Origin of the sequence: Haloarcula halobia (genome assembly GCF_029338255.1) — an archaeon.
Classification (GTDB): Archaea; Halobacteriota; Halobacteria; order Halobacteriales; family Haloarculaceae; genus Haloarcula; species Haloarcula halobia.
In genome coordinates, this window is the sequence record NZ_CP119787.1 from 1,403,903 (window position 1) to 1,426,323 (window position 22,421).

At 68.2% G+C, this 22,421-nt stretch carries 24 protein-coding genes; 8 read left to right on the forward strand and 16 right to left on the reverse strand.

What is annotated here, in order from left to right; translation table 11 throughout:
* The first annotated feature begins 25 nt into the window (after nt 1–25).
* From P1K88_RS07450 to aspS, 3 genes are all read left to right on the forward strand, one after another.
* Complete coding sequence (locus tag P1K88_RS07450) at nt 26–718, forward strand: HAD family hydrolase (protein ID WP_276413833.1); 693 nt, start codon at nt 26–28, stop codon at nt 716–718.
* A 76-nt stretch (nt 719–794) separates the two neighbouring features.
* Complete coding sequence (locus tag P1K88_RS07455) at nt 795–1,670, forward strand: phosphotransferase family protein (RefSeq protein WP_276413834.1); 876 nt, start codon at nt 795–797, stop codon at nt 1,668–1,670.
* 35 nt (nt 1,671–1,705) lie between these two features.
* Complete coding sequence (aspS, locus tag P1K88_RS07460) at nt 1,706–3,010, forward strand: aspartate--tRNA(Asn) ligase (protein ID WP_276413835.1); 1,305 nt, start codon at nt 1,706–1,708, stop codon at nt 3,008–3,010.
* Nucleotides 3,011–3,121: 111 nt separating this feature from the next.
* Here aspS and P1K88_RS07465 read toward each other — a convergent pair whose 3' ends face one another.
* From P1K88_RS07465 to P1K88_RS07495, 7 genes are all read right to left on the reverse strand, one after another.
* Nucleotides 3,122–4,048 carry an aldo/keto reductase gene (locus P1K88_RS07465; protein ID WP_276413836.1) on the reverse strand — a complete coding sequence of 309 codons (927 nt, stop codon included), beginning with the start codon at nt 4,046–4,048 and terminating at the stop codon, nt 3,122–3,124.
* Nucleotides 4,049–4,397: 349 nt separating this feature from the next.
* Nucleotides 4,398–5,222, reverse strand: coding sequence for a halorhodopsin (gene hop / locus P1K88_RS07470; RefSeq protein WP_276413837.1), 825 nt, complete (start codon nt 5,220–5,222; stop codon nt 4,398–4,400).
* A gap of 120 nt (nt 5,223–5,342) precedes the next feature.
* Nucleotides 5,343–6,107: an aldo/keto reductase gene (locus P1K88_RS07475; protein ID WP_276413838.1), complete on the reverse strand. Its 765-nt coding sequence runs from the start codon at nt 6,105–6,107 to the stop codon at nt 5,343–5,345.
* Nucleotides 6,108–6,158: 51 nt separating this feature from the next.
* Nucleotides 6,159–9,293 (reverse strand): PAS domain S-box protein, encoded by a 3,135-nt coding sequence (locus P1K88_RS07480; protein ID WP_276413839.1) that lies wholly within the window; start codon nt 9,291–9,293, stop codon nt 6,159–6,161.
* Nucleotides 9,294–9,325: 32 nt separating this feature from the next.
* Complete coding sequence (locus P1K88_RS07485; RefSeq protein ID WP_276413840.1) at nt 9,326–9,595, reverse strand: KEOPS complex subunit Pcc1; 270 nt, start codon at nt 9,593–9,595, stop codon at nt 9,326–9,328.
* Nucleotide 9,596: 1 nt separating this feature from the next.
* Nucleotides 9,597–9,731, reverse strand: coding sequence for a DNA-directed RNA polymerase subunit P (locus P1K88_RS07490; RefSeq protein WP_162316872.1), 135 nt, complete (start codon nt 9,729–9,731; stop codon nt 9,597–9,599).
* A gap of 26 nt (nt 9,732–9,757) precedes the next feature.
* Nucleotides 9,758–10,066: a 50S ribosomal protein L37ae gene (locus P1K88_RS07495; protein ID WP_379786750.1), complete on the reverse strand. Its 309-nt coding sequence runs from the start codon at nt 10,064–10,066 to the stop codon at nt 9,758–9,760.
* Between the two features lie 118 nt (nt 10,067–10,184).
* Between P1K88_RS07495 and P1K88_RS07500 the strand changes: the two genes are divergently transcribed.
* A complete protein-coding gene (locus P1K88_RS07500; protein ID WP_276413842.1) occupies nt 10,185–10,409 on the forward strand; it encodes a hypothetical protein in 225 nt (74 codons plus the stop codon).
* Nucleotides 10,410–10,454: 45 nt separating this feature from the next.
* On the opposite strand, the gene P1K88_RS07505 is transcribed toward P1K88_RS07500, so the two are convergent.
* The 3 genes from P1K88_RS07505 to P1K88_RS07515 are packed head-to-tail and all read right to left on the reverse strand — an operon-like array spanning nt 10,455 to nt 11,526.
* Nucleotides 10,455–10,811 carry a transposase gene (locus tag P1K88_RS07505; protein WP_276413843.1) on the reverse strand — a complete coding sequence of 119 codons (357 nt, stop codon included), beginning with the start codon at nt 10,809–10,811 and terminating at the stop codon, nt 10,455–10,457.
* Nucleotides 10,769–10,966, reverse strand: a complete 198-nt coding sequence (locus P1K88_RS07510) for a hypothetical protein (protein WP_276413844.1) — start codon at nt 10,964–10,966, stop codon at nt 10,769–10,771. The genes P1K88_RS07505 and P1K88_RS07510 overlap by 43 nt, the downstream gene beginning before the upstream one ends.
* Before the next feature lie 50 nt (nt 10,967–11,016).
* A complete protein-coding gene (locus P1K88_RS07515; RefSeq protein ID WP_276413845.1) occupies nt 11,017–11,526 on the reverse strand; it encodes an IS630 family transposase in 510 nt (169 codons plus the stop codon).
* Nucleotides 11,527–11,602: 76 nt separating this feature from the next.
* Here P1K88_RS07515 and P1K88_RS07520 point away from each other — a divergent pair, with 76 nt between their 5' ends.
* Nucleotides 11,603–12,175: a hypothetical protein gene (locus tag P1K88_RS07520; protein WP_276413846.1), complete on the forward strand. Its 573-nt coding sequence runs from the start codon at nt 11,603–11,605 to the stop codon at nt 12,173–12,175.
* Nucleotides 12,176–12,188: 13 nt separating this feature from the next.
* Here the strand turns inward: P1K88_RS07520 and P1K88_RS07525 are convergent, their stop codons facing one another.
* Nucleotides 12,189–12,914, reverse strand: coding sequence for a DUF2103 domain-containing protein (locus tag P1K88_RS07525; RefSeq protein ID WP_276413847.1), 726 nt, complete (start codon nt 12,912–12,914; stop codon nt 12,189–12,191).
* Between the two features lie 116 nt (nt 12,915–13,030).
* Here P1K88_RS07525 and P1K88_RS07530 point away from each other — a divergent pair, with 116 nt between their 5' ends.
* A complete protein-coding gene (locus P1K88_RS07530) occupies nt 13,031–13,945 on the forward strand; it encodes a DMT family transporter (RefSeq protein WP_276413848.1) in 915 nt (304 codons plus the stop codon).
* 18 nt (nt 13,946–13,963) lie between these two features.
* Here the strand turns inward: P1K88_RS07530 and truD are convergent, their stop codons facing one another.
* The 4 genes from truD to P1K88_RS07550 all read right to left on the reverse strand — a co-directional run bounded on the left by truD (nt 13,964) and on the right by P1K88_RS07550 (nt 18,565).
* A complete protein-coding gene (gene truD / locus P1K88_RS07535; RefSeq protein WP_276413849.1) occupies nt 13,964–15,379 on the reverse strand; it encodes a tRNA pseudouridine(13) synthase TruD in 1,416 nt (471 codons plus the stop codon).
* A 55-nt stretch (nt 15,380–15,434) separates the two neighbouring features.
* Nucleotides 15,435–16,790 carry an MFS transporter gene (locus P1K88_RS07540; protein ID WP_276413850.1) on the reverse strand — a complete coding sequence of 452 codons (1,356 nt, stop codon included), beginning with the start codon at nt 16,788–16,790 and terminating at the stop codon, nt 15,435–15,437.
* 447 nt (nt 16,791–17,237) lie between these two features.
* Nucleotides 17,238–17,993, reverse strand: a complete 756-nt coding sequence (locus tag P1K88_RS07545; RefSeq protein ID WP_276413851.1) for an SAM hydrolase/SAM-dependent halogenase family protein — start codon at nt 17,991–17,993, stop codon at nt 17,238–17,240.
* Nucleotides 17,990–18,565: a nicotinamide-nucleotide adenylyltransferase gene (locus P1K88_RS07550; RefSeq protein WP_276413852.1), complete on the reverse strand. Its 576-nt coding sequence runs from the start codon at nt 18,563–18,565 to the stop codon at nt 17,990–17,992. Before P1K88_RS07550 ends, P1K88_RS07545 begins: the two co-directional genes overlap by 4 nt.
* 172 nt (nt 18,566–18,737) lie before the next feature.
* Here P1K88_RS07550 and lonB point away from each other — a divergent pair, with 172 nt between their 5' ends.
* Together lonB and P1K88_RS07560 are read left to right on the forward strand one after the other, a co-directional pair.
* Complete coding sequence (gene lonB, locus P1K88_RS07555) at nt 18,738–20,987, forward strand: ATP-dependent protease LonB (RefSeq protein WP_276413853.1); 2,250 nt, start codon at nt 18,738–18,740, stop codon at nt 20,985–20,987.
* A 3-nt stretch (nt 20,988–20,990) separates the two neighbouring features.
* A complete protein-coding gene (locus P1K88_RS07560) occupies nt 20,991–21,824 on the forward strand; it encodes a CPBP family intramembrane glutamic endopeptidase (protein WP_276413854.1) in 834 nt (277 codons plus the stop codon).
* Here the strand turns inward: P1K88_RS07560 and P1K88_RS07565 are convergent.
* Nucleotides 21,821–22,291, reverse strand: a complete 471-nt coding sequence (locus tag P1K88_RS07565; protein WP_276413855.1) for an MGMT family protein — start codon at nt 22,289–22,291, stop codon at nt 21,821–21,823. The genes P1K88_RS07560 and P1K88_RS07565 overlap by 4 nt on opposite strands.
* Between the last annotated feature and the right edge of the window lie 130 nt (nt 22,292–22,421).

Consider the following 22,421-nt stretch of genomic DNA (forward strand, 5'->3'; position numbering starts at 1 on the left):
TGTCTCCGCGGCGCGTACCCCGACTATGAGTCCCCCGCAGGCGGTGGTCTTCGACCTCGACGGCACGCTGTGTGAACCCACACAGGACGGCGCGGCGCTCTACGCCGCCGCCTTCGACGCCACCGGGATGGACCCCTTTGGTACTGCGAGCGACCTCTGGGCCTCGCTCGAGGGCCCGCCGGACACCTCGAACGAACAGTCGTATCTCGCTGCCGGGTTCCGTCGACTCGCCGCGCAGCACGGCCACCGACGGGTCCCGGCCGACGACCTCGCCGCCGGACTGCTCGCCGCCGTCGACCGGAGCGCCGTCGCGTTCAGGGAGAGAGCCGAGGCGGCGCTCGACGCGGCGCTCGCTCACGGCCCGGTCGGTGTGCTGACCAACGGCCCCGCACACCGCCAGGAGCCGAAGGTCGAGGCCCTGGCGCTCGCCGACCGCGTCGGGACGGTCTGTTACGCCGGCGACCTGGAACGCCGCAAGCCCCACCCCGACCCGTTCGACCTGGTCTGTGAGACGCTCGACGTCGCCCACGAGCGGACCCTCTACGTCGGTGACTCGCTGGCGTACGACGTGGCCGGTGCTCACGCCGCCGGCCTCCAGGCGGCCTGGTGTCCGCAGACACCTGGCGACGCGAACGGCTACCGACCGGAGTACGTCTTCGAGCGCCCCGACGAACTCGCGGCCGTACTCGACGGGACGGTGGCGGCCGAGGAACCGTGACGGGGGTCGGGAGCACGTGACGGTCGTCGAGGACGTACTGCACCGAGTCGCCCCGGATCGGTCACCCGAGTCCCTGGTGCGACCACGGCAGGGCAACTACAAGGAGACCGTCGTCGCTCGATACGCCGACGGGCCGGATCTGGTCGTCCAGCTGTCAGACGATCCCGACGCGACGCACGTCGAGGCGGTCCTGCTCGCGGAGATCGACGAGCGGACGGCCGTCCCGGTCCCGACGCTGGTCGACCACGGGCGACTGGCCGGTCGGGCCTACCTCGTCACCGAGCGCGTCGCCGGGGCGGACCTCCACGAGCGATTCGTCGCCCTCGACCCGGACCGCAGGCAGGCGCTCGCCCGGCGGTTCGGCGAGATTCTGGCCCGTCTCCACGAGGCGTTCCCGTTCGGGTCTGCCGGGCCGGTGTCCATAGACGAACACGGAGAGCTCGAGGCTGCCGGACGGACCGTCGAGGCAGATTTCACGGCCTACGCCGAGTCGGCGCTCGAAGCGCTGCCCGGGGCGTTCGACGATATCCGCCCGCCGCTCGCCGAGGCACTCGCCCCACCTCCGGCACCTCGGTCACCGAGACTGTTTCCCTGGGACCTCCGCCCTGGGAACGCGCTGGTCGACGACGGCCACCTCGTCGCGGTACTCGACTGGGGAGCACCCCGGGCGACCGACCCCGCGATGTCGGTCGCCAAGACCGAACACCTCGTCTGTCGATGGTACGGAACTGACCCGGCCCCGCTCCGTTCGGCGTTCCGGGCGGGCTACGACGCCGTCCGGACGCTACCCGAGGTCCCCGTCCCGTACTGGCTCGCCGCCGTCGCCGCGTCTGCCGTCGATTCCCGGGGCGTAGTGACCCGGCCCCACTACCCCGAGCGCTCGGGGGCCGACGCGGTCGCGGTTCACCGCGCCTGGCTGGCCGAGTGGCTGGGGACCGGCGCGACCGAATAAACGGAGTTTAAGTCCGTCCCGTCAAACGCCACAGTATGGACGACCGCACCTACACAGCGGACGCCGAGCCGGGCGACGAGGTCACCGTCGCCGGCTGGGTCCACGAGATTCGGGACCTGGGTGGCATCGCCTTCCTCATCCTCCGGGACACCACCGGGAAGATCCAGGTCAAGTTCGAGAAAGACGAGATGGACGACGACCTCGTGGAGACGGGGCTGAACGTCCACCGCGAGTCGGTCATCTCGGTGACCGGGGCCGTCGAGGAGGAACCGCGCGCGCCGACGGGCGTCGAAGTCACGCCCGAGAGCGTCGAGGTCGTCGCCGAGGCCGACCCCGAGCTCCCGCTCGACCCCTCCGGCAAGGTCGACGCCGAACTGCCGACCCGTCTGGACAACCGGACGCTCGACCTCCGCAAGGACGAGGTCAAGGCCATCTTCGAGATCCGCGCCGAAGTGCTGCGCGCGGCACGCGAGGCCTTCCGCGACCTGAACTGCACGGAGATCAACACGCCGAAGATCGTCGCGACGGGGACCGAGGGCGGCACCGAACTGTTCCCCATCACGTACTTCGGCCGCGAGGCGTTCATGAATCAGAGCCCCCAGCTGTTCAAGCAGCTGATGGTCGGCTCCGGCTTGGAGCGGGTCTTCGAGATCGGACCCATCTTCCGCGCCGAGGAACACAACACGCCACGGCACCTCAACGAGGCGACCTCCATCGACTTCGAGTCGGCCTTCTACGACCACACCGAGGCGATGGACGCCTGCGAGCACGTCGTCACGGCCGCCTACGAGGGCGTCGCGGAGAACTGCCAGGACCAGCTCGAGGCGCTGGACCTCACGGACGAGTTCGAGGTCCCCGAGGGCGAGTTCCCGCGGCTGACCTACCAGGAGGCGCTGGACCGGATCAACGCCACGGGCGAACTCGACGAGCCCCTCGTCTGGGGCGACGACCTCTCGACGGAGGCCGAACACGTCCTGGGCGAGGAGATGGGCGAACACTACTTCATCGTCGACTGGCCCAGCGAGATCAAGCCGTTCTACATCAAGGACCACGACGACGACCCCGAGGTCTCGACCGGTTTCGACATGATGCACCCGTCGATGGAACTGGTCTCCGGTGGCCAGCGTGAACACCGCTACGACCACCTCGTCGAAGGGTTCGAACAGCAGGGGCTGGACCCCGAGGCCTTCGAGTACTACACCAAGATGTTCAAGTACGGCATGCCGCCACACGCCGGCTGGGGCCTGGGCGGCGAGCGCCTGATCATGACGATGCTCGGGCTGGGGAACATCCGCGAAGCGGTGCTGTTCCCGCGGGACCGCCAGCGACTCTCTCCGTAGAGTCGCACTGTCACGCGGGAGCTCATCGGACGAACGGAGTGAGTCCGAGGGCGCTCCCCAGTCTCCCGGACTGCTGTGCGCGCTCGACCCGGGAGCGTCTCCGTGTGACGGTTACCGGATGGACTTCAGCGCGGCCGACCCGATAGACAACGCCGCTTTCCGCATCGGTTCCGGCATGCGCGAGCCGACGACCCCTCGCATCGTGTGTATCGGCCCGCCCTGTTTGTCGAGGAATCGGTATCTGAACGACCCCCGGGCGTCGGTGATCGTTTGCATCTCCGCATCGGAGAGCTCGAAGTCGAACACGTCGAGGTTCTCTCGGATGTACCGGTCGGTCGAGCTCTTGGGAATCGCGATTACTCCGTCCTGCTGGATCAGCCAACGTATCGTGACCTGTGCTGCCGTCTTCCCGTGGCGTTCGCCGATTTCCGCGAACGTCTCGTCACTGACGACGCGCCCTTCGGCAAGCGGGCTATAGGCGGTGACGAGAATGTCGTGTTCCTGGCAGTAGTTGACTGTGTCGCCGTGGATGTCCGTGAAGTACGGGTGGTACTCGATCTGGTTGGTGAGTATCGGGGTCTCTGCGACGTCTCTCGCACGCTCCAGCAGCTCGACCGAGAAATTACTGACGCCGATGTGCCGGACTTTCCCCTCGGCGACCAGCTCGTCGAGCGCTCGAAATACCCCTTCCATGTCCCCGTCACGCTGCCACCAGTGGACCAGGAGAAGGTCCACGTAGTCGGTCCCCAGGCGATCGAGAGACCCCTCTGCTTCCGCCAGAAACCTGTCGTACGTTAGCATCTCACGATAGCCTTTCACCTTCGTCGTGAGGAAGACGTCTTCGCGATCGACCTCCGACTCGGCTATCGCGTCACCGATGACGGACTCGTTGTCGTACGCCATCGCGGTGTCGACGTGGCGATAACCAGTTTCGAGCGCGGTCCGGACGGCCTGCAGACACTCTTTTCCTTCCATCTGGTACGTCCCGAACCCGATCTTCGGGACGGATGTTCTGTTCACGCCTACGATTTCGTCCATGTCGGTTGCAGGATGAACCCACTGTGATAATAAGTAGTAACTTATTACCGAGTTACGCATATTTTACGCAGTTTACGACCGAATGGTAGTGGGGGCGAGGAATACATCGGTAGGATGCCTATCCTCACAGGAACACGAATTAGGCTGGACGCCTGCTCAACAGGTCTCCATGCCGACTGTGTGCTTCCGCATTCAGCACGCGTTACCGCTCAGACGCTGCGCGGTTCCACGGTTGCAGGTACTTCCTACCGTGGACGGCGACGCGGGCTCATACTGCCGGCTGTACCATTTAGAAAATACTCGGCATCCCGGGGTGCCAAGAATCTTTCCGAACGTACAGCCGGCAGTATCAGTCGTCGCTCGGCGCGGCGCCCGCGGTCCGACTCCCCGACCCGGACTCCGCGACGACCCCCTCGTTGGCGGCGACCCAGCGCAGCAGCAGGAACGCGAAGACGTACTTCGCGAGGATGTCCAGCCCGGAGTAGCCCCACGAGGTGACGCCGACGCTCAGGAGGGCAAAGCCCTCGGAACCAAGCGCCCAGAGGATGGGGTAGCCCAGCCACAGCACGACGGTCAGCGTGCGGAGCGTCTGGAATATCTCGCTCGTCCCGGCGGCGGCCGCCGCGCCGCTCCACTCCACGAGCAGGATGTAGAGGACGGCCACGAAGAAGGCACAGCTGATGAGGTAGAAGACCCACCGGAAGAGGTACGAGGACGTGACGAGCGCGGCCGCCAGGCCGGTCACGCACATCCCGACGTCCATCGTGATGGCGGTGAATATCGAGGTCCGGTCGGCGTCGGCCAGCAGGCCCAGCGCCAGCAGGATCATCGGCGTCGAGAGCGTCCACGTGAGGTAGCGGCCCCACGGTGAGAGGACCTGCTCGCCGGCCAGCGCGTGGCCGGCTGGCATCTCGAGGAACCCGACTGTCAGCCCAGAGGCGAGCCCGGCGTAACTGGAGATCGAGACGAGCGGGACCAGGAGCGTCGCGACCCAGATGAGGTTCGCCCGCGGGGACTGTACCCCCCTGCCCATGTAGACGAACAGGAGTATCGCGAGTCCCGCGAGCGCGATGTTCACCCAGAGCGACGACTGCAACAGGAAGTCCGACTGTATCTCCCGGAAGGCGTCTGACTGTGTGGCCTGCAGGACCGGTCCGGTGACGGGTGTCGACATACGAATCCAACGTGGGAGCGGGGCATTATATCTTCGCCCCCCAACTGGGTTGGGTCGAGGGGTCGCTGGCGAACGCGGCGGTGGGCACCGGACGGGGGTTCGTTCGCCACCCTCCGCGGTCTACTCCGGGAACAGCTCTTCCTCGCGGTCGATGGCCTCGATGCGCGCGACGTCGTCGTCGTCGAGTTCGAGGTCGGTGGCCGCCAGGTTCGCCGCGAGGTGCGCCCGCGAGGAGGCCTTCGCGATGGCGACCACGTTGTCGTACGAGGTGACCCAGGCGAGACTCACCGCGGCCGGCGTGGTGTCGTGGCGGTCGGCGATGGCCTCGAGCGTCGGATCCTCGAAGACCTGTCCGCCCGCGAGCGGCGAGTACGCGACCAGCGGGTAGTCGTTTGCCTGCGCGTCCTCGAGCAGCGACCGTCGCCAGAAGAAGGGGTGAAACTCCACCTGGTGGGCCGCGATGGGGCTCTCGAGGTGGTCGCGAGCGACGGCGAGGTCCGCCGGGTCGAAGTTCGAGAGACCGACGTGGTGGGTCAGGCCGTCCTCGCGGACCGCGTCGACGGCGGGCAGCGTCGTGGCCGGGTCGTAGTCGCCCCGTGGCCGGTGGACGTACAGCAGGTCGACGGTCGACAGGCCCAGTCGGTCGAGGCTCGCCTCGGTGCCCGGGCGCACGTCCGGCTCGGCCAGGCTGTCGATCCAGAGTTTCGTGGCCACGGTCAGGGCTTCACGGTCGACGTCCGCGGCGGCGATGCCCTCGCCGACGACTCGCTCGTTCCGGTATATCTGTGCGGTGTCGACGTGTCGGTAGCCGACGTCGAGGGCGGTGGAGACGACCGCGGACTCCTCGATGCCCATGGTGCCGAGTCCGACCGGTGGCAGGTGCATGGGGCGATACTCGCGGTGGCGGCTGAAGGGGGTATCGGTCCCGACGGTGCCTCAGATATCCAGCAGCGACTCGAGGAGGTTCAGCTTCGCCCGGCGGAGGTGCTGGTGGAGCGTCGGCGAAGAGATGTCCAGGGCGTCGGCCAGCTCCTCCGCGGTCGTATCGCGGGGCCAGGCGTAGTAGCCCGCGAGGTAGGCGGCGCGCAGAACCTCGACCTGCCGGTCGGTCAGCTGGTCCAGGACGGTCTCGCCATCGCCGCCGGGGTCCCTGTCGCGCGGTCGCTCTTGCTTCGAGGCGAGTCGCAGGTCGTCGATATCGGCCGACAGCGTGCGGTGTATCGTCCGCGGGTCGGCGTCCACCGGCGCCTCCGCGGTGATGGTGAGTCGGTCCCGGTCGGCGACGATGTCGGTGGGTCGCGCGCCCACGTCCAGCAGCGCCGCCTGGTAGGCCCGGGTCACCGTCAACTCGAGGCGGCCACCGTCGCCGTCGCCACGGACCACTCGCCCGCCGGTGACGGGGTCGGTCTCCAGACAGGTCTCGAGGACCGCCTCGGGGTCGGCGCCCTCGACGGTCACGTACTCGAGGTACTCGTCGCCGATGTCGATACACCCCGTCGCCTCCAGGCGACAGCCGTGCCGGCGGGCGACGGCCACGAGCCAGATGTCCTCGTTCTCGGTCTCGAACTCGAGTTCGACCACCCGGTCGTCCAGCAGTAACTGCCTGTTCTGGACGGCCGTGAACGCGAACCCGACCATCTCGCCGAGGACGGTGAACGCCTCGATGGCCCGGTCGCTGAACGCCTCGGGCCGGTTGGCGTAGACGAGCAACGCGGCGTGGACGACCCCCTCGTGGACGAGGGGGACGACCGCGGCCGACCGGAAGCCACGCTCCAGCGCCTCCTCGCGCCAGGGGGTCATCCGCTCGTCGTCCGCGAGGTCGTGGATGACCTGGACCTCGCCGGTCTCGATCGCCGTCAGCCCGGGGTCGTCCGTCCGGTCGGCCGCCCGCGAGCGCTCGGCGACGATGCCGTGGTACTCTTCGCCGCCGCCCGCGCCCGTCTTCCAGACGAGGTGGTTCTTGTCGACGGCCCGCTCGCCGATCCAGGCCAGTTCGTAGTACTCGGATTCGACCAGGCGATCACAGACCAGCGCCTCGATCTCCCCGACGGTCACGGCGGTGCTCAGCGCCCGGATGACGTCCTGGATGAGGACGTGAATCTGCGTGAGCGTCTCGAGTTCGTCGCGCTGGGCCTCGAGTTCTTGCTGGCGTTCCTTGCGTTCGGTGATGTCCTGGTGGATGCCCACCATCCGCTGTGGCGTGCCGTCCGCGTCGCGTTCGAAGACCCGCCCCAGGTCACGAATCCACCGGCACTCGCCCGACTTCGTCCGCAACCGGTGGTCGCACTCGTAGATGTCGGTCTCGCCGTCGAAGTGACGTCGAATCTCGTCCCAGGCCCGCTCCAGGTCGTCCGGGTGGACCAGTTTCTCCCACGTCTCCAGTCGCCCCTCGAGTTCCGCGTGGTCGTACCCCAGCATCCCAGTCCAGCGTTCGTCGAACTCGACGCCGCCCGTCTCGACGTTCCAGTCCCAGACGGCGAGGTCCGCACCCTCCAGCGCGAGTTCGAGGCGCTCGGTCGTCTCCCTGAGGCGGCGTTCGCGTTCACGCAGTTCGGTGACGTTCTGGGCGACGGCCATCCCCGCGATGATTTCACCGGCCGCGTTCCGAATCGGGACCACCTTCACGGAGTAATCCTGGCCGGCGAAGCTGTCCTCGAATGTCCGCTGCTCGCCCGCCAGGGCGTCGCTGTACGCGTCCTCGAGCAGGTCTGCGTTCTCCGGCGGGAACACGTCGCTGGGGGTCTTGTCGATGAAGTCCGCCGGCTCCATCCCCAGCTGTTCTAGGTCCTGGCCCCCGACCTCGAGGTATCGCATCTCCCCGTCGAACAGGAACACGCCGCCGCTGGGGAAGTTCCCGACGAGGTTGTCGAACAGCTCCTTGTACCGCTCCAGTTCCCGTTCGCGGTCCAGTCGGTCGGTGACGTCGCGGGCGACACCCATCAGGCCGAGATAGCCGCTCTCGGTCCCTTCCAGCAGCGTGTAGTGGACCGATATCTCCCGCTCGGTCCCGTCCGCCCGGACGAACGTGAGGTCGACGGTGGCCTCCTCGCAGTCCGGGTCGGTGACGAGTCGCTGCACAGTCTCCTGCCCTTTGGCGAGCTGGCCCTGGGCGAGCACTTCGGAGGCGTGTGTCCCGAGCAGCTCCGATTGTTCGTATCCCAGCATCGACGCCATCGCCTCGTTACAGAAGTCGACGTTCCCGTTGGCGTCGAGCGTGTACAGGCCGTCCTGGGCGAACTCGACGAGCAGGTCCAGCAGTCGCTCTCGAGCCTCCCGGCGGACCTGTTCGGTCACGTCCCGGAGCTGGAGGAGTCTGAGCGACCCGGCGGCCGCCGGCAGGTCGGACTCGTCCCAGAGGAGGTGGCCGTGGTCCGGGACGCGCAGGATCACCGGGTCGTCCGGCCCGTCCCGGAGTCGCTCGAGCGCCGCGCGTCCCTCCCGTGTCTCCGTGAGGACTCGCTCGGCCCAGTCGTCGACGTTGGTCACGGGTGCGCTCGCATCCGGGAGCCGCGATTCCAGCGCGGCGCTCGACCAGACGACAGTGCCGTCGTCCTCGACGAGCACCGCCGTCTCGTCCTCGTGGGCGCGGCGCTCGATGTCGTCTACCGTCGCCGCCAGTGCGTATTCCCGCCGGTCCGTGTGGGGACTGGTCACGCCGACGATCTTCTCCGCCAGGAACTCGTCGTGGCCCGCCTCGCTGTCTTTCTCGACGATGGTCGTCGCGGCCGCAAGCACCTCGTCGTCGAACGCCGCGGGGTCCCGGTCCGTGTAGAAGATGACCGGACAGTCCAGGCCTGCGAGCAACCGCTCGACGGGCCCGTCGAGCCCCTCCGGGTCGAGTACCACGCAGTCGATATCACCGGTAGCGACGTCGAGGGCGGCCTCGACGCTGGCGACGCTGGCCATCGATATCGTGTCACGGCGGTCCGTTATTGCCTGTCGGGTCGCCTCCCGGAGTGTCGCGTCAGCGTCGACGTAGAGCACGTCGATGGTCGCTGCCACAGCGGTGGCCTCGTCGGGGTCGACCAGTCGGCCGTCGTCCGGTCGCCGTTCAGGCAGCGTCTCACGCATTACTGTGTGTACCCATACCACGCGAGCTGTCCCTAATACTCTTGGGTCTCTACCGCCCCGGCCGACTCGGCGACGGAGACGAGCGTCAGCCAGGTGTTGCTGCCCGCTCTGAGCGCGACCAGGTCGCTCGCCTCGACGGTCAGGGTGAGGACGGCCCCCTGGCGGTCGAGCGTGGCCGTCGTCCGGTCGCCGTCGATGGCCCCGACTTCGGGCCGGACGCTGCGCTCGACGCGGCGCGCCCGCTCTGTGTCGTCGAACTCGACGGTGAAAACAGTCCGGTGGGCCGCGCCGGGTGCCGACACGTCAGTTGACGTCGATTTCCTTGACGTCCGGCGACCGCTCTTTCAGCAACACCCGGTGCCCGCAGTACGGGCAGCGGACGCCGCCGTACTCGTCGAGCGTCACGTCGCGCTTACAGCGTGAACATTTGTAACTCATGAGGGGACCTTCGTTCCGGAGCTCCGTTATTCTTCGTCCTCGGCGAGCGCGGCACGGATCGAGCGGCGGACCGTCTTCCCGCCGGGGGTCTCGGGCCGGTAGCTGCCGCCCGTGAACGTGTAGTCACAGGAGCTGCACTGCCAGATGCCGGTCCCCTGCCGCGAGACGTCCTTGTCGCCACAGTTCGGGCAGGCGTGGTCCTCGTGCATCTCTCCCTCGATCTCGGCGACGCGGCGTCGCGCGACGCGACCGTAGCGGGCACCGAAGCGGCCGGCGCTCCCGGTTCGTCCCTTCTTTTTGGCCATAGTGTTCACCAGTCGGCACAGCGGCCACATAAGCCCTTCGAGATACGGCCTCAGCACGCGCTGTCCGGCCCGCGAGGGTGTGTGAGCGGGTCCCGTGGCGCCGCGGCCACAGCGCATTTCCGGCCGGCCCCAGTAGACGCCCGGTGCCATGGACGAGGTACTCGACGTCGTCGACGTCGCCGCGGACTCGGGGTTCGAAGGCATCGTCGCCTGGCTGTTGCGCCTGGTCGGTCTCGTGGCCGTCCTGGCCGGCCTGGGCCTGTGGCTGTTCACGGAGATGGGGCTGTTCGTCGTCCCCGCCGTCCTCGTCCTCGTGGGTCTGGTCCTGCTCGTGGCCCCCTTGGTGCTCCTGCTCGCGGCGGAACTGACCTGACCCCCACGACCACTGATACGGTCGTGCGTTAGTTTTTACCGGTGATTACGGACAGAGATAGTTCCAGATATTCGGTTCATCAACCGTAGGGAATCCTCGTTGGATCTGCTCTTTCAGCGTCGCAAGATCAGGGATGAGGCGGTGCTTGAACCATTCGTTGAGTCGGTCCCAGCATCCTTCCACTGGGTTAAGCTCCGGTAATTTCGGCGGAAAGTACCACACATCGAGATGCTCTTCACCTTCTTCGTCTCCGCGCACGCACGCGACCGAACTGTCTCCGACAGTCTCGGTCGCGCGCTCACCACTGACGTGTTCCCAGAGATCTCTGTTGTAGAAGTACCCAGCACGGTCGAGAAACACTACCAACTCTTCTCCAAACCTCTCTTGGAGCGCTCCGAGCAACCAGATCCCTTGCTGTGAGGTGAGATTCTCTTCGGTCCAGCAGTAGAGCTGTCACCGTCGTCGGTGACAGCGCCCAGCACGGTCACTTTATCCCACGAGTTTGAGGTCTCTATCGTTGGATTTGATCCGATTGGGTACCAGCCACGTCGTTGCACTGTGCCGACGCGCTTGGTGAACTGATCGACGACAACGACAGTTTTCTCGGTCAGCTTCGGCCGTTTTTTTCGACCGTGTCTTGGAACTCGGCTTCTTTTTCCGGGTCAGCCTCGTGATTGCGCGGCCGTGCTGTCCGGCAGGACAGCCCGGCCTTTCCCAGGAGTTTCCGAGCGTGGCCTTCACTGTATTCGACTCCGTACTCTTCTTTGACGTGGTGGAGCAGTAGTTTCGGCGACCACGCTTGTTGCTCGTAGCCGAGTTCCGTCGGCGATTGCTGGAGCTGTTCGAAGAACTGTTTACGCTCGTGTTCGTCGAGCTTTGAGGGGCGACCTGGTCTGGGATCATCGTAGGGGGCTTGCTCGATCGGTTCTTCAGCGAACCGATCGAGCCAGTTGCGAATCGTCTTCTCCACGACACCATGTCGTTCAGCCAGTGTCTCCAGTTCATCGCCCTGCTTTCGACCGATTGCAGCAAGAACACGTTCCCGAGGAATCTCTCCCTCTGTTCGTTCACGGAGATCCTGTAGCTCTTCCAGAGTGATATCGTCCAACCGCCTCATTACCGCAAATTGAGTCTACACTGGCAAATATTTTCGCACGACCGTATGAAGAGGGTGGCGCTCGGAGTCTCCGGTGATGGCCGTCACCGACACTGCCCGCGAGCGCCTCGACCGCCTCGCGCCAACGACCAGCGGCCGGCTCTCCGAGTCGGGGTTCCTGCTGGCCGGTGCGACGGCCGGCGCGCTCGGGTGGGGCGGCACGCAGTTGCTGGCCTGGACGGGCCCGGCCGCCGCCGCTACGCTGGCGACGGGGCTCTGGACCGTGCTCGTCGCCGGGTTCGTCGGCGTGACCGTCCTGCACGGTCCCGAGGCGACGCGGTTTTCGGACCCGATGTTCGTCTGGGGCGCGGTCAACGGGACGGCGACGGCGCTCACGCTCGGGGGTCTCCTCGGGACCGTCCCCCCGCTCGTCGCGTTCTGGGGCGCCTGGGCGGCCGCGTCGGCCGTCGGCTACTGTTGGACCGGCGGCCTGCTCGAGGGGGCCGGCCAGTCCGAGCGCGGCCGTGGGTACCTCCTCTCCGGTATCGTGGCGCTCGCGGTGCTCGCGGCCGGCGTGGTGGCCTTCGACGTGATCGAACCGGTCGCCTTCCTGGTTCTGGGCGTTCTGCACGTCGTCCCGCTGGTGCTCGACGCGCGGCGAGTGCGGTGAGGCTCCATCGCCGTCAGCCCTGCAAGCCCGCCTCGCGGAGCGCCTCGTTCAGGTCCGCGCGGACGTGTTCGCCCAGCTCCCGGTCGCCGGCGGTGGTGACGACGCGGTTCTCCTGGACGCTCGACCCGTCGCGGATGAGCACCCGCACGTTGCCGTTGCCGTCCGCGCGGGTCGCCTTCGCCCGCACGCCCGTCGGTGAACTGGCTCCACCGGCGTCGATGGGCCCGGGGATGACCTTCTTGACGTGGGGGTGGCCGGCGACGGTCTGGATGACCCGCTGGCCGGCGCGGCCGCCGATGAGCGTCGAGTGACTCCCGCCCAGTTTGTCCGCGGGCGCGGCGTCGACCACCTCCAGTGCGGGGTCCCCCTGTCGCTCGATGACCCGCTCGACGGGAGCCTCGCCCTCGACGCGGAAAAACTCGTAGTGCAGCTGGCCCCGAACCGCGGCGATGACCGCCCGGTCGCCGGTGACATACACCTCCTCGGGCCGCTTGCGGCGTACCTCGTCGGCGACGAGGCCGGCGAAGTTCCGCAGTTCGACGACGTCTTTCTCGCCGTCCTCGGCTTCCGGCGTGGTCGTCACCGTCCGCTGCCCGACGACCTCGCCGTCGGCGATACAGGTGACGGTCGCTCGCTCGCGTTCGAGTTCGAGGACGACCACCTCGGTGTTGGCAGTGTGACAGACCAGGCAGTAGTCGCCCGGTCGGGAGAGCGGCGTCGCACACTGCCGACAGTCCATGCAGGGAGGTTGGGTCGCTCGCCCGGATAAGCGAGGCGGTTCGGCGGCGGGGACGGGTGCCGGGTGGGTGGCCCGGGGTATTTTAGCGTCCGGTATTGTCGTCAATAGCACTACCTATGTCTCGAGCCAGGACGGTGCTCCTCTTTCTGGCCGTCACGGTGATCTTCGGGACGGCCTTCCCGGCGGTCAAGGCCGGACTCGCGTTCTTCCCCCCGCTCGTCTTCGTCGCGGTGCGGAACTACTTCGCCGCTGTGCTCCTCCTCGCGTACGCGAGCGTCAGGATAGACTACCGGGTCCCCCGGACGCGACGGGACTGGGCGGCCGTTCTGGCCGGCGGCGTGTTCCTCATCGGCGGGGTTGGCTTCGGGTTCGTCGGCCAGCAGTTCATCACCAGCGGCGTCGCGGCCGTCATCTTCAGTCTCTCGCCCATCGTCACCGGCCTGTTCGCCTGGGGGCTGCTCCCCGAGGAGCGTCTCGTCGGCCGCGACTACCTCGCGATTCTGCTGGGGTTCGTGGGAGTCTCGATAATCGTCCGCCCCGACCCCGGCGCGCTGCTGGACCCCACCGTCGTCGGCAAACTCCTCGTGTTCACGGCGGTGGCCGTCGTCGCCCTCGGGACGGTGCTTGTCAGGCGGAGTCGGACCCCGATGCCGGTCCCGGCCCTGACCGGGTGGGTGATGGTCGTCGGGGCGACCATCCAGGCGGGGTTCGCCGTCGCCATCGGTGAATCGCTGGCCAGCGTCAGGATAACCCCGCTTGCAGTCGCGACGCTCCTCTATCTCGGCGTCGTCGTGGCCGCGCTCGGCCTCGTCTGGTATCTCGTCCTGATGGGGGCCGTCGGCGCCGTCCGGGCGAACCTCGTGACGTACCTGACGCCGGTCGTCTCGTTGCTGCTCGGGTGGGCGTTCCTCGACGAGCAGATTCAGGCGCTGACGCTGGCGGGCTTTGCGGTCATCGTCGTCGGGTTCGCCCTGCTCCAGCGGGGCGACCTGTACGCGGAACTCGCCAGGTACCGCGCGCTGTGCCGGTGACCCGACGGCGGGCCGCGCTCACTCGTCGGGGTCGCCCTTCCGGAACTCCCGGAGGAGTACCGTCGCGTAGCTGCCCTTCGGGAGCGCGAAGGAGAACGTCAGGTCGGCCCCCTCGCGCTCGACCCCGAGGTCGGTCCGCACGAGCACCGCCCGCCGCGTCCCGGTGCTGTCGAAGGCGCCGGGCAGGTCGAAGTCGGCCGGTTCGACCCCGACGTCCTCGAGGACCGCCCGCTCGATGTCGCCCGGGTCGCCGTCGGCGAGTTCTGTCTCTGTGCCCACGAGGGGCGCCGTGACGAACGCCCGGCCCCGCTCGCAGTGGCGCTCGACGGTCCGCAGGCGGCTCTCGGTGACTCGCTGGATGCGGTCCGGGTCCGGCAGCGCCAGGTCGGCCGGGGCGGCGCCGGCTTCCGGGCTTCGCCCGCTCGCCGCTGTCGAGGTGCGTCGCACCTCGCTGTCTGCAAAACACACCACGTCGCCCGCGACGGGCCGGTCGAAGGGGAGGCCACGCTCCAGGCGCGCCGAGAGGACGCGGTTGAAGACGTACGACTGGGCGGCGTTGACGAACAGCGTCTGGAGGTTCGTCGGGAGCGTCTCGAGGGCCTCCCGGAAGTCCGCGGGCGTCTCGCCACCGTTCTCGACCAGCGTGTGACACATCGACCGCTCGTAGCCCAGCGCCCGCGGCAGGCGCTCCAGCGCGCCCGCCCAGTCGCGGGTCTCGTCCACGTACGCGCGGGCCTCCCGGGTGGCTTCGGGTTCGCGCTCGTGGGGGTTGCCGACGTAGGCGAGTACCGCCTCCTCCCAGGATTCGCGGACGATGGCCAGCCCGACCTCGTGGGTGACCGGCCGGCGCGACCCGAACCGCTGCTGGCCGAAGTAGTTCGGGACGCCGACCGTGACGGGGTCCTCGGGTAGCGTCTCTCCATCGACTGACTCGTCCCCGCCGCTCAGCGCGTGCAGGTCCGCCAGCACCGACGGGGCGGTCTCCGGCCGGTCGGCGTCGCGGACGACGATCTCGAAGGCGTTGCCCGCGAGGTCACCGAAGAGGATGGGACGCCCCGCGCGCCCGACCACGTCGATCGTCGCCCCGTCGAGGGCCGGCAGGTCGCCGGCGTCGACGCCCGTCACCGAGAACAGCTGCGTGGTGACCGCGCGCTTGTCCTTCGTGCCCGCCCAGGAGACCCGCTCGCGGGAGATGCCCAGACGGTCCGACAGCGCGCTCGCGAAGTCGTTGGTCTCCCAGTTCTCGAGTTCGGCCCGGAAGACCAGGTGGGGGTACGCGCCGGTGTCGGCGTCGACGGGCTGGGTCTCGAAGGCCTCGATCTCCCGCACTCGGAAGTCCTCTGGCGAGGCCCGCAGGCGCCCGCCCACGCCGTCGGCGTCGCTGACGTAGTACTCCATACCGACCGCGCGCTCGAGTGGATGAGCGGGGCGCATCTTGCTCTGTCTGTTCGCGGGCCGGACTTTAGGGTTGGCGTTCGGCCCCGGCGGCTCACTCGTAGGCCTCGAACTCCCGGCCGAAGGCGAGGAAAGTGGCGACGCCGGCCGTCCCGACGGCCGAGGCGACGCCGAAGGCCAGTTCGGGGCCGGCCCGGACCGTCAGGCCCGCCAGCGTGACCGCCCAGTCGCTCCCGTAGAGCCACCCGCCGATGGCGGCGCTGGGGATGACGACGGTGTTCCGCACGAGGTAGTAGGTTCCGGTGACGCGGCCGCCGGCATCACGGTCGGCCGGGCCGACGATGAGCGCCTTGTGGGCCGGCAGGCCGGCAAAGCGCAGGCCGGAGTACGCGAAGACGGCGACGAGCAGCCACTGGTTCGGCGGCGTGAAGATGAGCACGACCGGGAAGAGCGCGTAGACCGAAAAGCCCAGGGCCACCGCCGGCTTGAGCCCGGTGTATTCGGCCAGTCTGGCCACGGGGGCCATCGAGACGATGGCGACGACCATCTCGATGCCCAGCAGGACGCCGAAGAAGGCGTCGGGCCGGAGGTCGAACCCGAACCCGGAAAACCCCACCGCGAGGAAGTCCGTGACGACGATGACGAAGAAGACGTAGACCATGCCGTTGGCGAACCGCACGAGCGTGTCGGCGACCAGCAGCGGGCGGAGCGTTCGGGGCATCCGCCGGAGGTCGGCCAGTATCTGCTCGACCCCCTCGAAGGACTTGCCGATGGAGTCCTCGCTCGCGTCGTACAGGCGGTGCTGGGCCACGGTGGCGAGGGCGCCGAATCCGACGGCGACGAGCAGGACCCACTGGAACCCGACGACGAACGTCGCGCTGGCCGCCAGCAGGGCGGCGGCAAGCAGCGGCCCGACGAGGAACCCGACGCGGCGGAACACCTCGGTGCTGGCAAAGCCCATGGCGAGGCGGTCGGACGGCACGCTCTGCTTGACGATGGCGAAGGTCGCACCCAGGCCGAACGACTTCCAGGCCTGGGCGAGAAAGAGTCCGACGAAGACCAGCATCCACGCGGGCACGGTGACCGGACCCAGCGCGACGCCGCCGACGACGGACGCCAGGTACCAGAGCCCGAACCCGAGGGTGGCGAGCGTCGCGAAGGCCGTGAGCGCGAACCGGGAGCCGATGCGGTCGGAGACGGCGCCGCCGGGATATGGGTACACCGCGCTGATGAGGTTGCCGACGCTCCCGTAGAGGCCGATGACGCCGGCGCTGGCCCCCAGCAGGCGCAGGTACTCCGGGACGTACCGGCTCGTCATCTGGAAGGCCAGACTGAACGCCAGCATCGACAGGGAGAGCACCAGCACGTCCCGCTCCAGCGCGAAGAACTGCCGGAAGGCGTCGAGCAGATCGACGCTGTCGTCTCTGCCGGCCCCGGATTCGGCGGCCATGACAGTCGGTTCGAAGCAGTCTCACTTAATTCCCGGAACTGTCGGCTATGGTGGGTTATACTGCCGTACGAACCGGTACGGATCCGAGTCGGTCGGGACGGCGAGCAACCGCTCGACGACTGAGAACCGCGAAAAGGGACAGACACGAGCTGGGACTCGTGTGTGGCGACGGCGTGGCCGCCGTGGGGCGGCGACCTGGTGCCAACCGTCGACCGTCGCCTGCTGAAACCGCCGGTGGCCGTAACGGCCGCGAACGCTTCCGCGGCGTGCTACGCACCCCCGCTGTCGGTCTCGTCGTGCCACCGCTGGCGCCGACCGGACGTCGTTGCTGTGCGCTCGTCGGGGGGGCGACGGACCACCCGGGACCGCTCGTGACTGCTCGGCCAGCATCCAGTAGATTAGGCTTGCCTAAAAGTGTATAACGTTGTCGCTTTCCGGCGAGGTGGGTCACCGCGTCACCCGGACCGCACCGGCGGCCTCGAGGTCGAAGGCCTCGTCCCCGCGGCCCCGGTTCACCGCGAGTTCGACGTTCCCGTGGCTCCCGACGGTCACGAGTCGCTCGCCGACGTCGACGGCGGCGTAGGCCCGCCGGACCGGGACGCTGGCGCCGTTTACCGTCACCGACTCGCCGAACCGGTCGGCGAGGACGTCGCCGGGAACGTTGGTGATGACGTTCCCGAAGCCGTCGACGACGAGCACCTCGCCGGTGACGGTGTCGCCGTCCCGTTCGGCGGCCGGGAACTGCAGGTCGACGACGCCGTCGGTCCGCGTCGCCCGGTCGAACCCCTCGATGGCGTCGACGCCCGCTTCGTGGACCGCCGCGGCGGCGGGCGCGAAGACGTCTCGCCCGTGGAACGTCGTGCTCGCGGCGTCCTCGTAGGCCCAGGCGAACGCCTCCGGGTCGTCGGCGAGCTCGCGGGCGGCCGGGAGGAGCACCCCGTTGTCCGGTCCCACGAGCGCGTGCGCGCCGGCCCGGACCACGAGCGCGTCCCGGTCGGTGCCCACGCCCGGGTCGACGACGACACAGTGGACCGCCGGCGGGAAGTACGGGAGCGTCTGTGTCAGCCAGAACGCCGCCGCCCGGACGTCCTGACGGGGGAATTCGTGGGAGACGTCGATCAGGCGGGCGTCACACTCGCTGGCGATGACCCCCTTCATCGCCGCCGGGTACGGCGTCCCGAAGTCAGAACTGAGCGTTATCATCCCTCTGGGTCGCCGACGGACCGGCGCGTCTCGTCGTCGCGTTCGTCCTCGGCGGCGTACCGCTCCAGCGAATCCGTATCGGAGACGTACTGCAGGCGCTTGACGCCGTGACACTCCTCGATGACGTCGACGACGGCCGCTGGGACCCGGTCGCGCCACGACTCGTCCCGGATTATCCGCTCGCGAATCTCGCTGCCCTCGAGCCGTTTCCGGTCGAACATCGGCGACTGGCGCACTTCGATGCCCGACTCCTCGAAGAGTCGCACGACCAGCGGATTGTTCGAGTACGCGACGTCGAAGTCCGGGCACATGCTCTCGACGTGGCTCACCCACACCGCGTTGCGGTTGATGTCTTCCAGCGGGACGACGTACGTCGTGAGGTCGAACTCGGCGACGGCCTTCGTGATCATCATGATCCGCTCGCCGGCGGTGAAGGGGTCGTGTGTCGTGTGGGAATCGTCGGCGCTCCCGATGCCAAGCACCAGCTCGTCCACCTCGTCCGCGATGCGCTCGACCATCGCGTGGTGGCCGTCGTGGTAGGGCTGGAAGCGGCCGATGTAGAACCCGCGCATACCCGTCTGTGTGACGGGCGGTTTGATAAACCCGACGACGAGCGGCCACCGCGCCAGTAGGACCCCCGTAATCCGACTGCCGTCCGCCGGTTCTGATGGTGTGGCAAAGACGGGCGTGGGGAGAAAGTATATCAGTCGACAGGCCCTCCACTGATACGTTAGAAACGTTTGTATGAGCGACAATACCGACACAGACGCGGCTCCCGACCCTGAACGGGGGGCACGTGACGCCGAGGATGGGACGGCGACCGATGAGGACCGGTCGGGTCCGTCGCCAGACGACTCGATGTCTGACGGGCGGACGGACGAGGAGAGCGGTTCACAGAGCGAGGACCCCGAGCCACCGTCTCGCGGAGAACAGACGGGGGATGACCACGGACACCAGGGGCCGGCCGACGACGCTTCGATCAGTGACGATCGGAGCAGGCAGAACGAGGCCCCGGAGAACCCCGACCCTCACGAGGAGACCCTCGCTGACACGACGCTGGGAAGCGACGTGACGGTCGACGGCGAGTCGAGCCTCCGCGACGAGGAGGAAAACCTCCTGGGCGGTCTCGACATCGACACCACCGCCGACATCCAGGTCCCCGAACGACTCGTCGATCAGGTCATCGGGCAGGACCACGCCCGTGACGTCATCAAGAAAGCGGCCAAGCAGCGCCGCCACGTGATGATGATCGGCTCGCCCGGGACGGGCAAGTCGATGCTCGCCAAGGCGATGAGTCAGTTGCTCCCGCGAGAGGAACTGCAGGACGTGCTGGTCTATCACAACCCCGACGACGGAAACGAACCGAAGGTCCGGACCGTGCCGGGCGGGAAGGGCGAACAGATCGTCGAGGCCCACAAGGAGGAAGCCCGCAAGCGCAACCAGATGCGGACCTTCCTGATGTGGATCATCATCGCCATCGTCATCGGCTACTCGCTGATCATCGTCCAGCAGATCCTGCTGGGCATCCTCGCGGCCGGTGTCATCTACCTCGCGTTCCGCTACGGGTCGCGTGGCAGCGACGCGATGATCCCGAACCTGCTCGTCAACAACGCCAACCAGAAGACCGCGCCCTTCGAGGACGCCACGGGCGCCCACGCCGGCGCGCTGCTGGGCGACGTCCGCCACGACCCGTTCCAGTCAGGCGGGATGGAGACGCCGAGCCACGACCGCGTGGAACCCGGCGCCATCCACCAGGCCAACAAGGGCGTGCTGTTCGTCGACGAGATAAACACGCTGGACATCCGCAGCCAGCAGAAGCTGATGACGGCCATCCAGGAGGGCGAGTTCTCCATCACGGGCCAGTCCGAGCGCTCCTCGGGCGCGATGGTCCAGACCGAGCCCGTCCCCTGTGACTTCATCATGATCGCGGCCGGGAACCTGGACGCGATGGAGAACATGCACCCCGCGCTCCGCAGCCGTATCAAGGGCTACGGGTACGAGGTGTACATGGACGACACCATCGAAGACGACCCCGAGATGCGCCGGAAGTACGCCCGCTTCGTCGCCCAGGAGGTCGAGAACGACGGGCGGCTCCCGCACTTCACCGAGGCGGCCGTCGAGGAGGTCATCCTCGAGGCCCGGCGCCGCGCCGGCCGCAAGGGCCACCTCACGCTGAAGTTCCGCGACCTCGGTGGGCTGGTCCGCGTCGCCGGCGACATCGCCCGCGCCGAGGACCAGGAGCGGACCACCCGCGAGGACGTCCTCCAGGCCAAGCGCCGCTCGCGGTCCATCGAGCAACAGCTCGCGGACAACTACATCGAGCGCCGCAAGGACTACGAGCTCACCGTCAACAGCGGCGACGTCGTGGGCCGCGTCAACGGCCTCGCCGTCATGGGCGAGGACAGCGGCATCGTCCTCCCCGTCATGGCGGAGGTCACCCCCTCGCAGGGCCCCGGCCAGGTCATCGCGACCGGCCAGCTCCAGGAGATGGCCGAGGAGGCCGTCCAGAACGTCTCGGCCATCATCAAGAAGTTCTCCGACGAGGACATCTCGGAGAAGGACGTCCACATCCAGTTCGTCCAGGCCGGCGAGGGCGGCGTCGACGGCGACTCCGCCTCCATCACCGTCGCCACCGCGGTCATCTCCGCGCTGGAGAACGTCCCCGTCGAGCAGAACATCGCCATGACCGGCTCGCTGTCGGTGCGTGGCGACGTGCTCCCGGTCGGCGGCGTCACCCACAAGATCGAGGCCGCCGCGAAGGCGGGCCTCGACACGGTCATCATCCCCGAGGCCAACACCCAGGACGTGATGATCGAAGACGAGTACGAGGACATGATCGAGATCATCCCGGTCTCGCACATCTCCGAGGTACTCGAAGTGGCACTCTCCGGCGAACCGGAGAAAGACTCGCTGGTCGACCGCCTCAAGTCCATCACGGGCAAGGCGCTCGAACACGAGGTCGGCCGCCAGGGCGGCAGTCCCAGCCCGCAGTAACCCGTGCCCGAGTGGGCCGCCTTCGTCGGCCTCACGGGCCTGCTTCTAACCGCACTGCTCGCGCTCGCACGACTCTCACAGGACGCGCTCGACACCGACGGCGGCCTCACCGCCGCCTCCGACACGCTTCACCCGGGCCGGCTCGCCGACGGGCCCGACCCGACCTACCCGCGGTTCGAGACGGCCGAGGCCGCCGCCCAGCGCCGGCAGCTCGAGGGGCGGTTCTCGGGCCCCGACCTCTCGGCGGGCGCGCTGTTCGCGAACGTCGCGCTCACCCAGGGCCTGTTCGGCGCGCTCGTGGTCGGCGGCGCGTTTTATTTCGACATCCCGGCGACGGCCGTCGGCATCGTCGACGCGCCGCTCTCGACCGGCCTGCCCGCCGTGGCCGTCGGTGTCGCCGCCGGCCTGGGCTTCTGGGTCGGCAACGAGGTAGCGGCCTCGCTGGCCGACGGCTTCGGTGTCGCCGTCGACGAGTCGCTGCGCCAACTCCTCGCGCCCGACTCCGTGGCCGGGTGGGTCGTCCTCCTGGGTCTCGTCCTGCCGACCATCGCCGTCGTCGAGGAACTGCTCTTTCGCGGCGCGGCCATCGGCGTCCCCGTCGCCGGCCTCGGCGCGCCGGCGTGGGCGATGGCCGTCGTCTCCTCGGTGGCCTTCGCCCTGGGACACGGCGCGCAGGGCCGGGCCGGCGTCCTGGTCACGGGCGCGCTTGGCCTCGGCCTGGCGGGCCTGTTCGTCCTGACCGACAGCCTGCTGGCCGTGGTCGTCGCTCACTACCTGGTGAACGCGCTCGAACTGGTCGTCCACGAGGGGCTGGGCCTCGACCGCCTCTCGGTTTAGAGCCCTTCGACGATCCGGAGCTTCTGCTCGACGGCCGGCGGCGCTCCGCTCGGGCCGTCTCGCACCCGGTGGTCGGGAATCAGCAGCGGCACCGGGTTGGCGTCCAGCGCCTCGCGGACCAGGTTCTGGTCGTCCATCTCCTCGGCCGAGAGGTCCGGCGTCATCGAGGCCACCGTCTCGACGGAGGCGTTCTCGCCGTAGGGTATCTGCCGGACCGCCTCCAGCACTTTGCGCTGGTCGGTCGGGACCGTCAGGCCGACGGCCACGTCCGTGAAGTCGTCCCCGTTCCCGGTGAGGTAGTCGTCGATGCGGTCCAGCAGCGGGTGGTCCGCGCCGGCGTCTGCGTCCGGTTGCGTGGGGAACGAGACCGAGATGATGCGCTCCCCCGCCTCGCCGAGCTGGACGTACCGCTCCAGGTAGTCCGACTCGCGGGCGTAGATACCGGCGTCCCCCGTCGGTGCGCTCATGTCCCTATCCTCGGCGGGTCGCCCCTTCAAGATTCGCCCCTCTGGTGGGGTCGCTCTGCGGTCGCCGGTCGGCGGGCGCTGCCGATGCCGCCCGGCCCGACTGCGCAAGCCTTATGAACATCTCTGTACG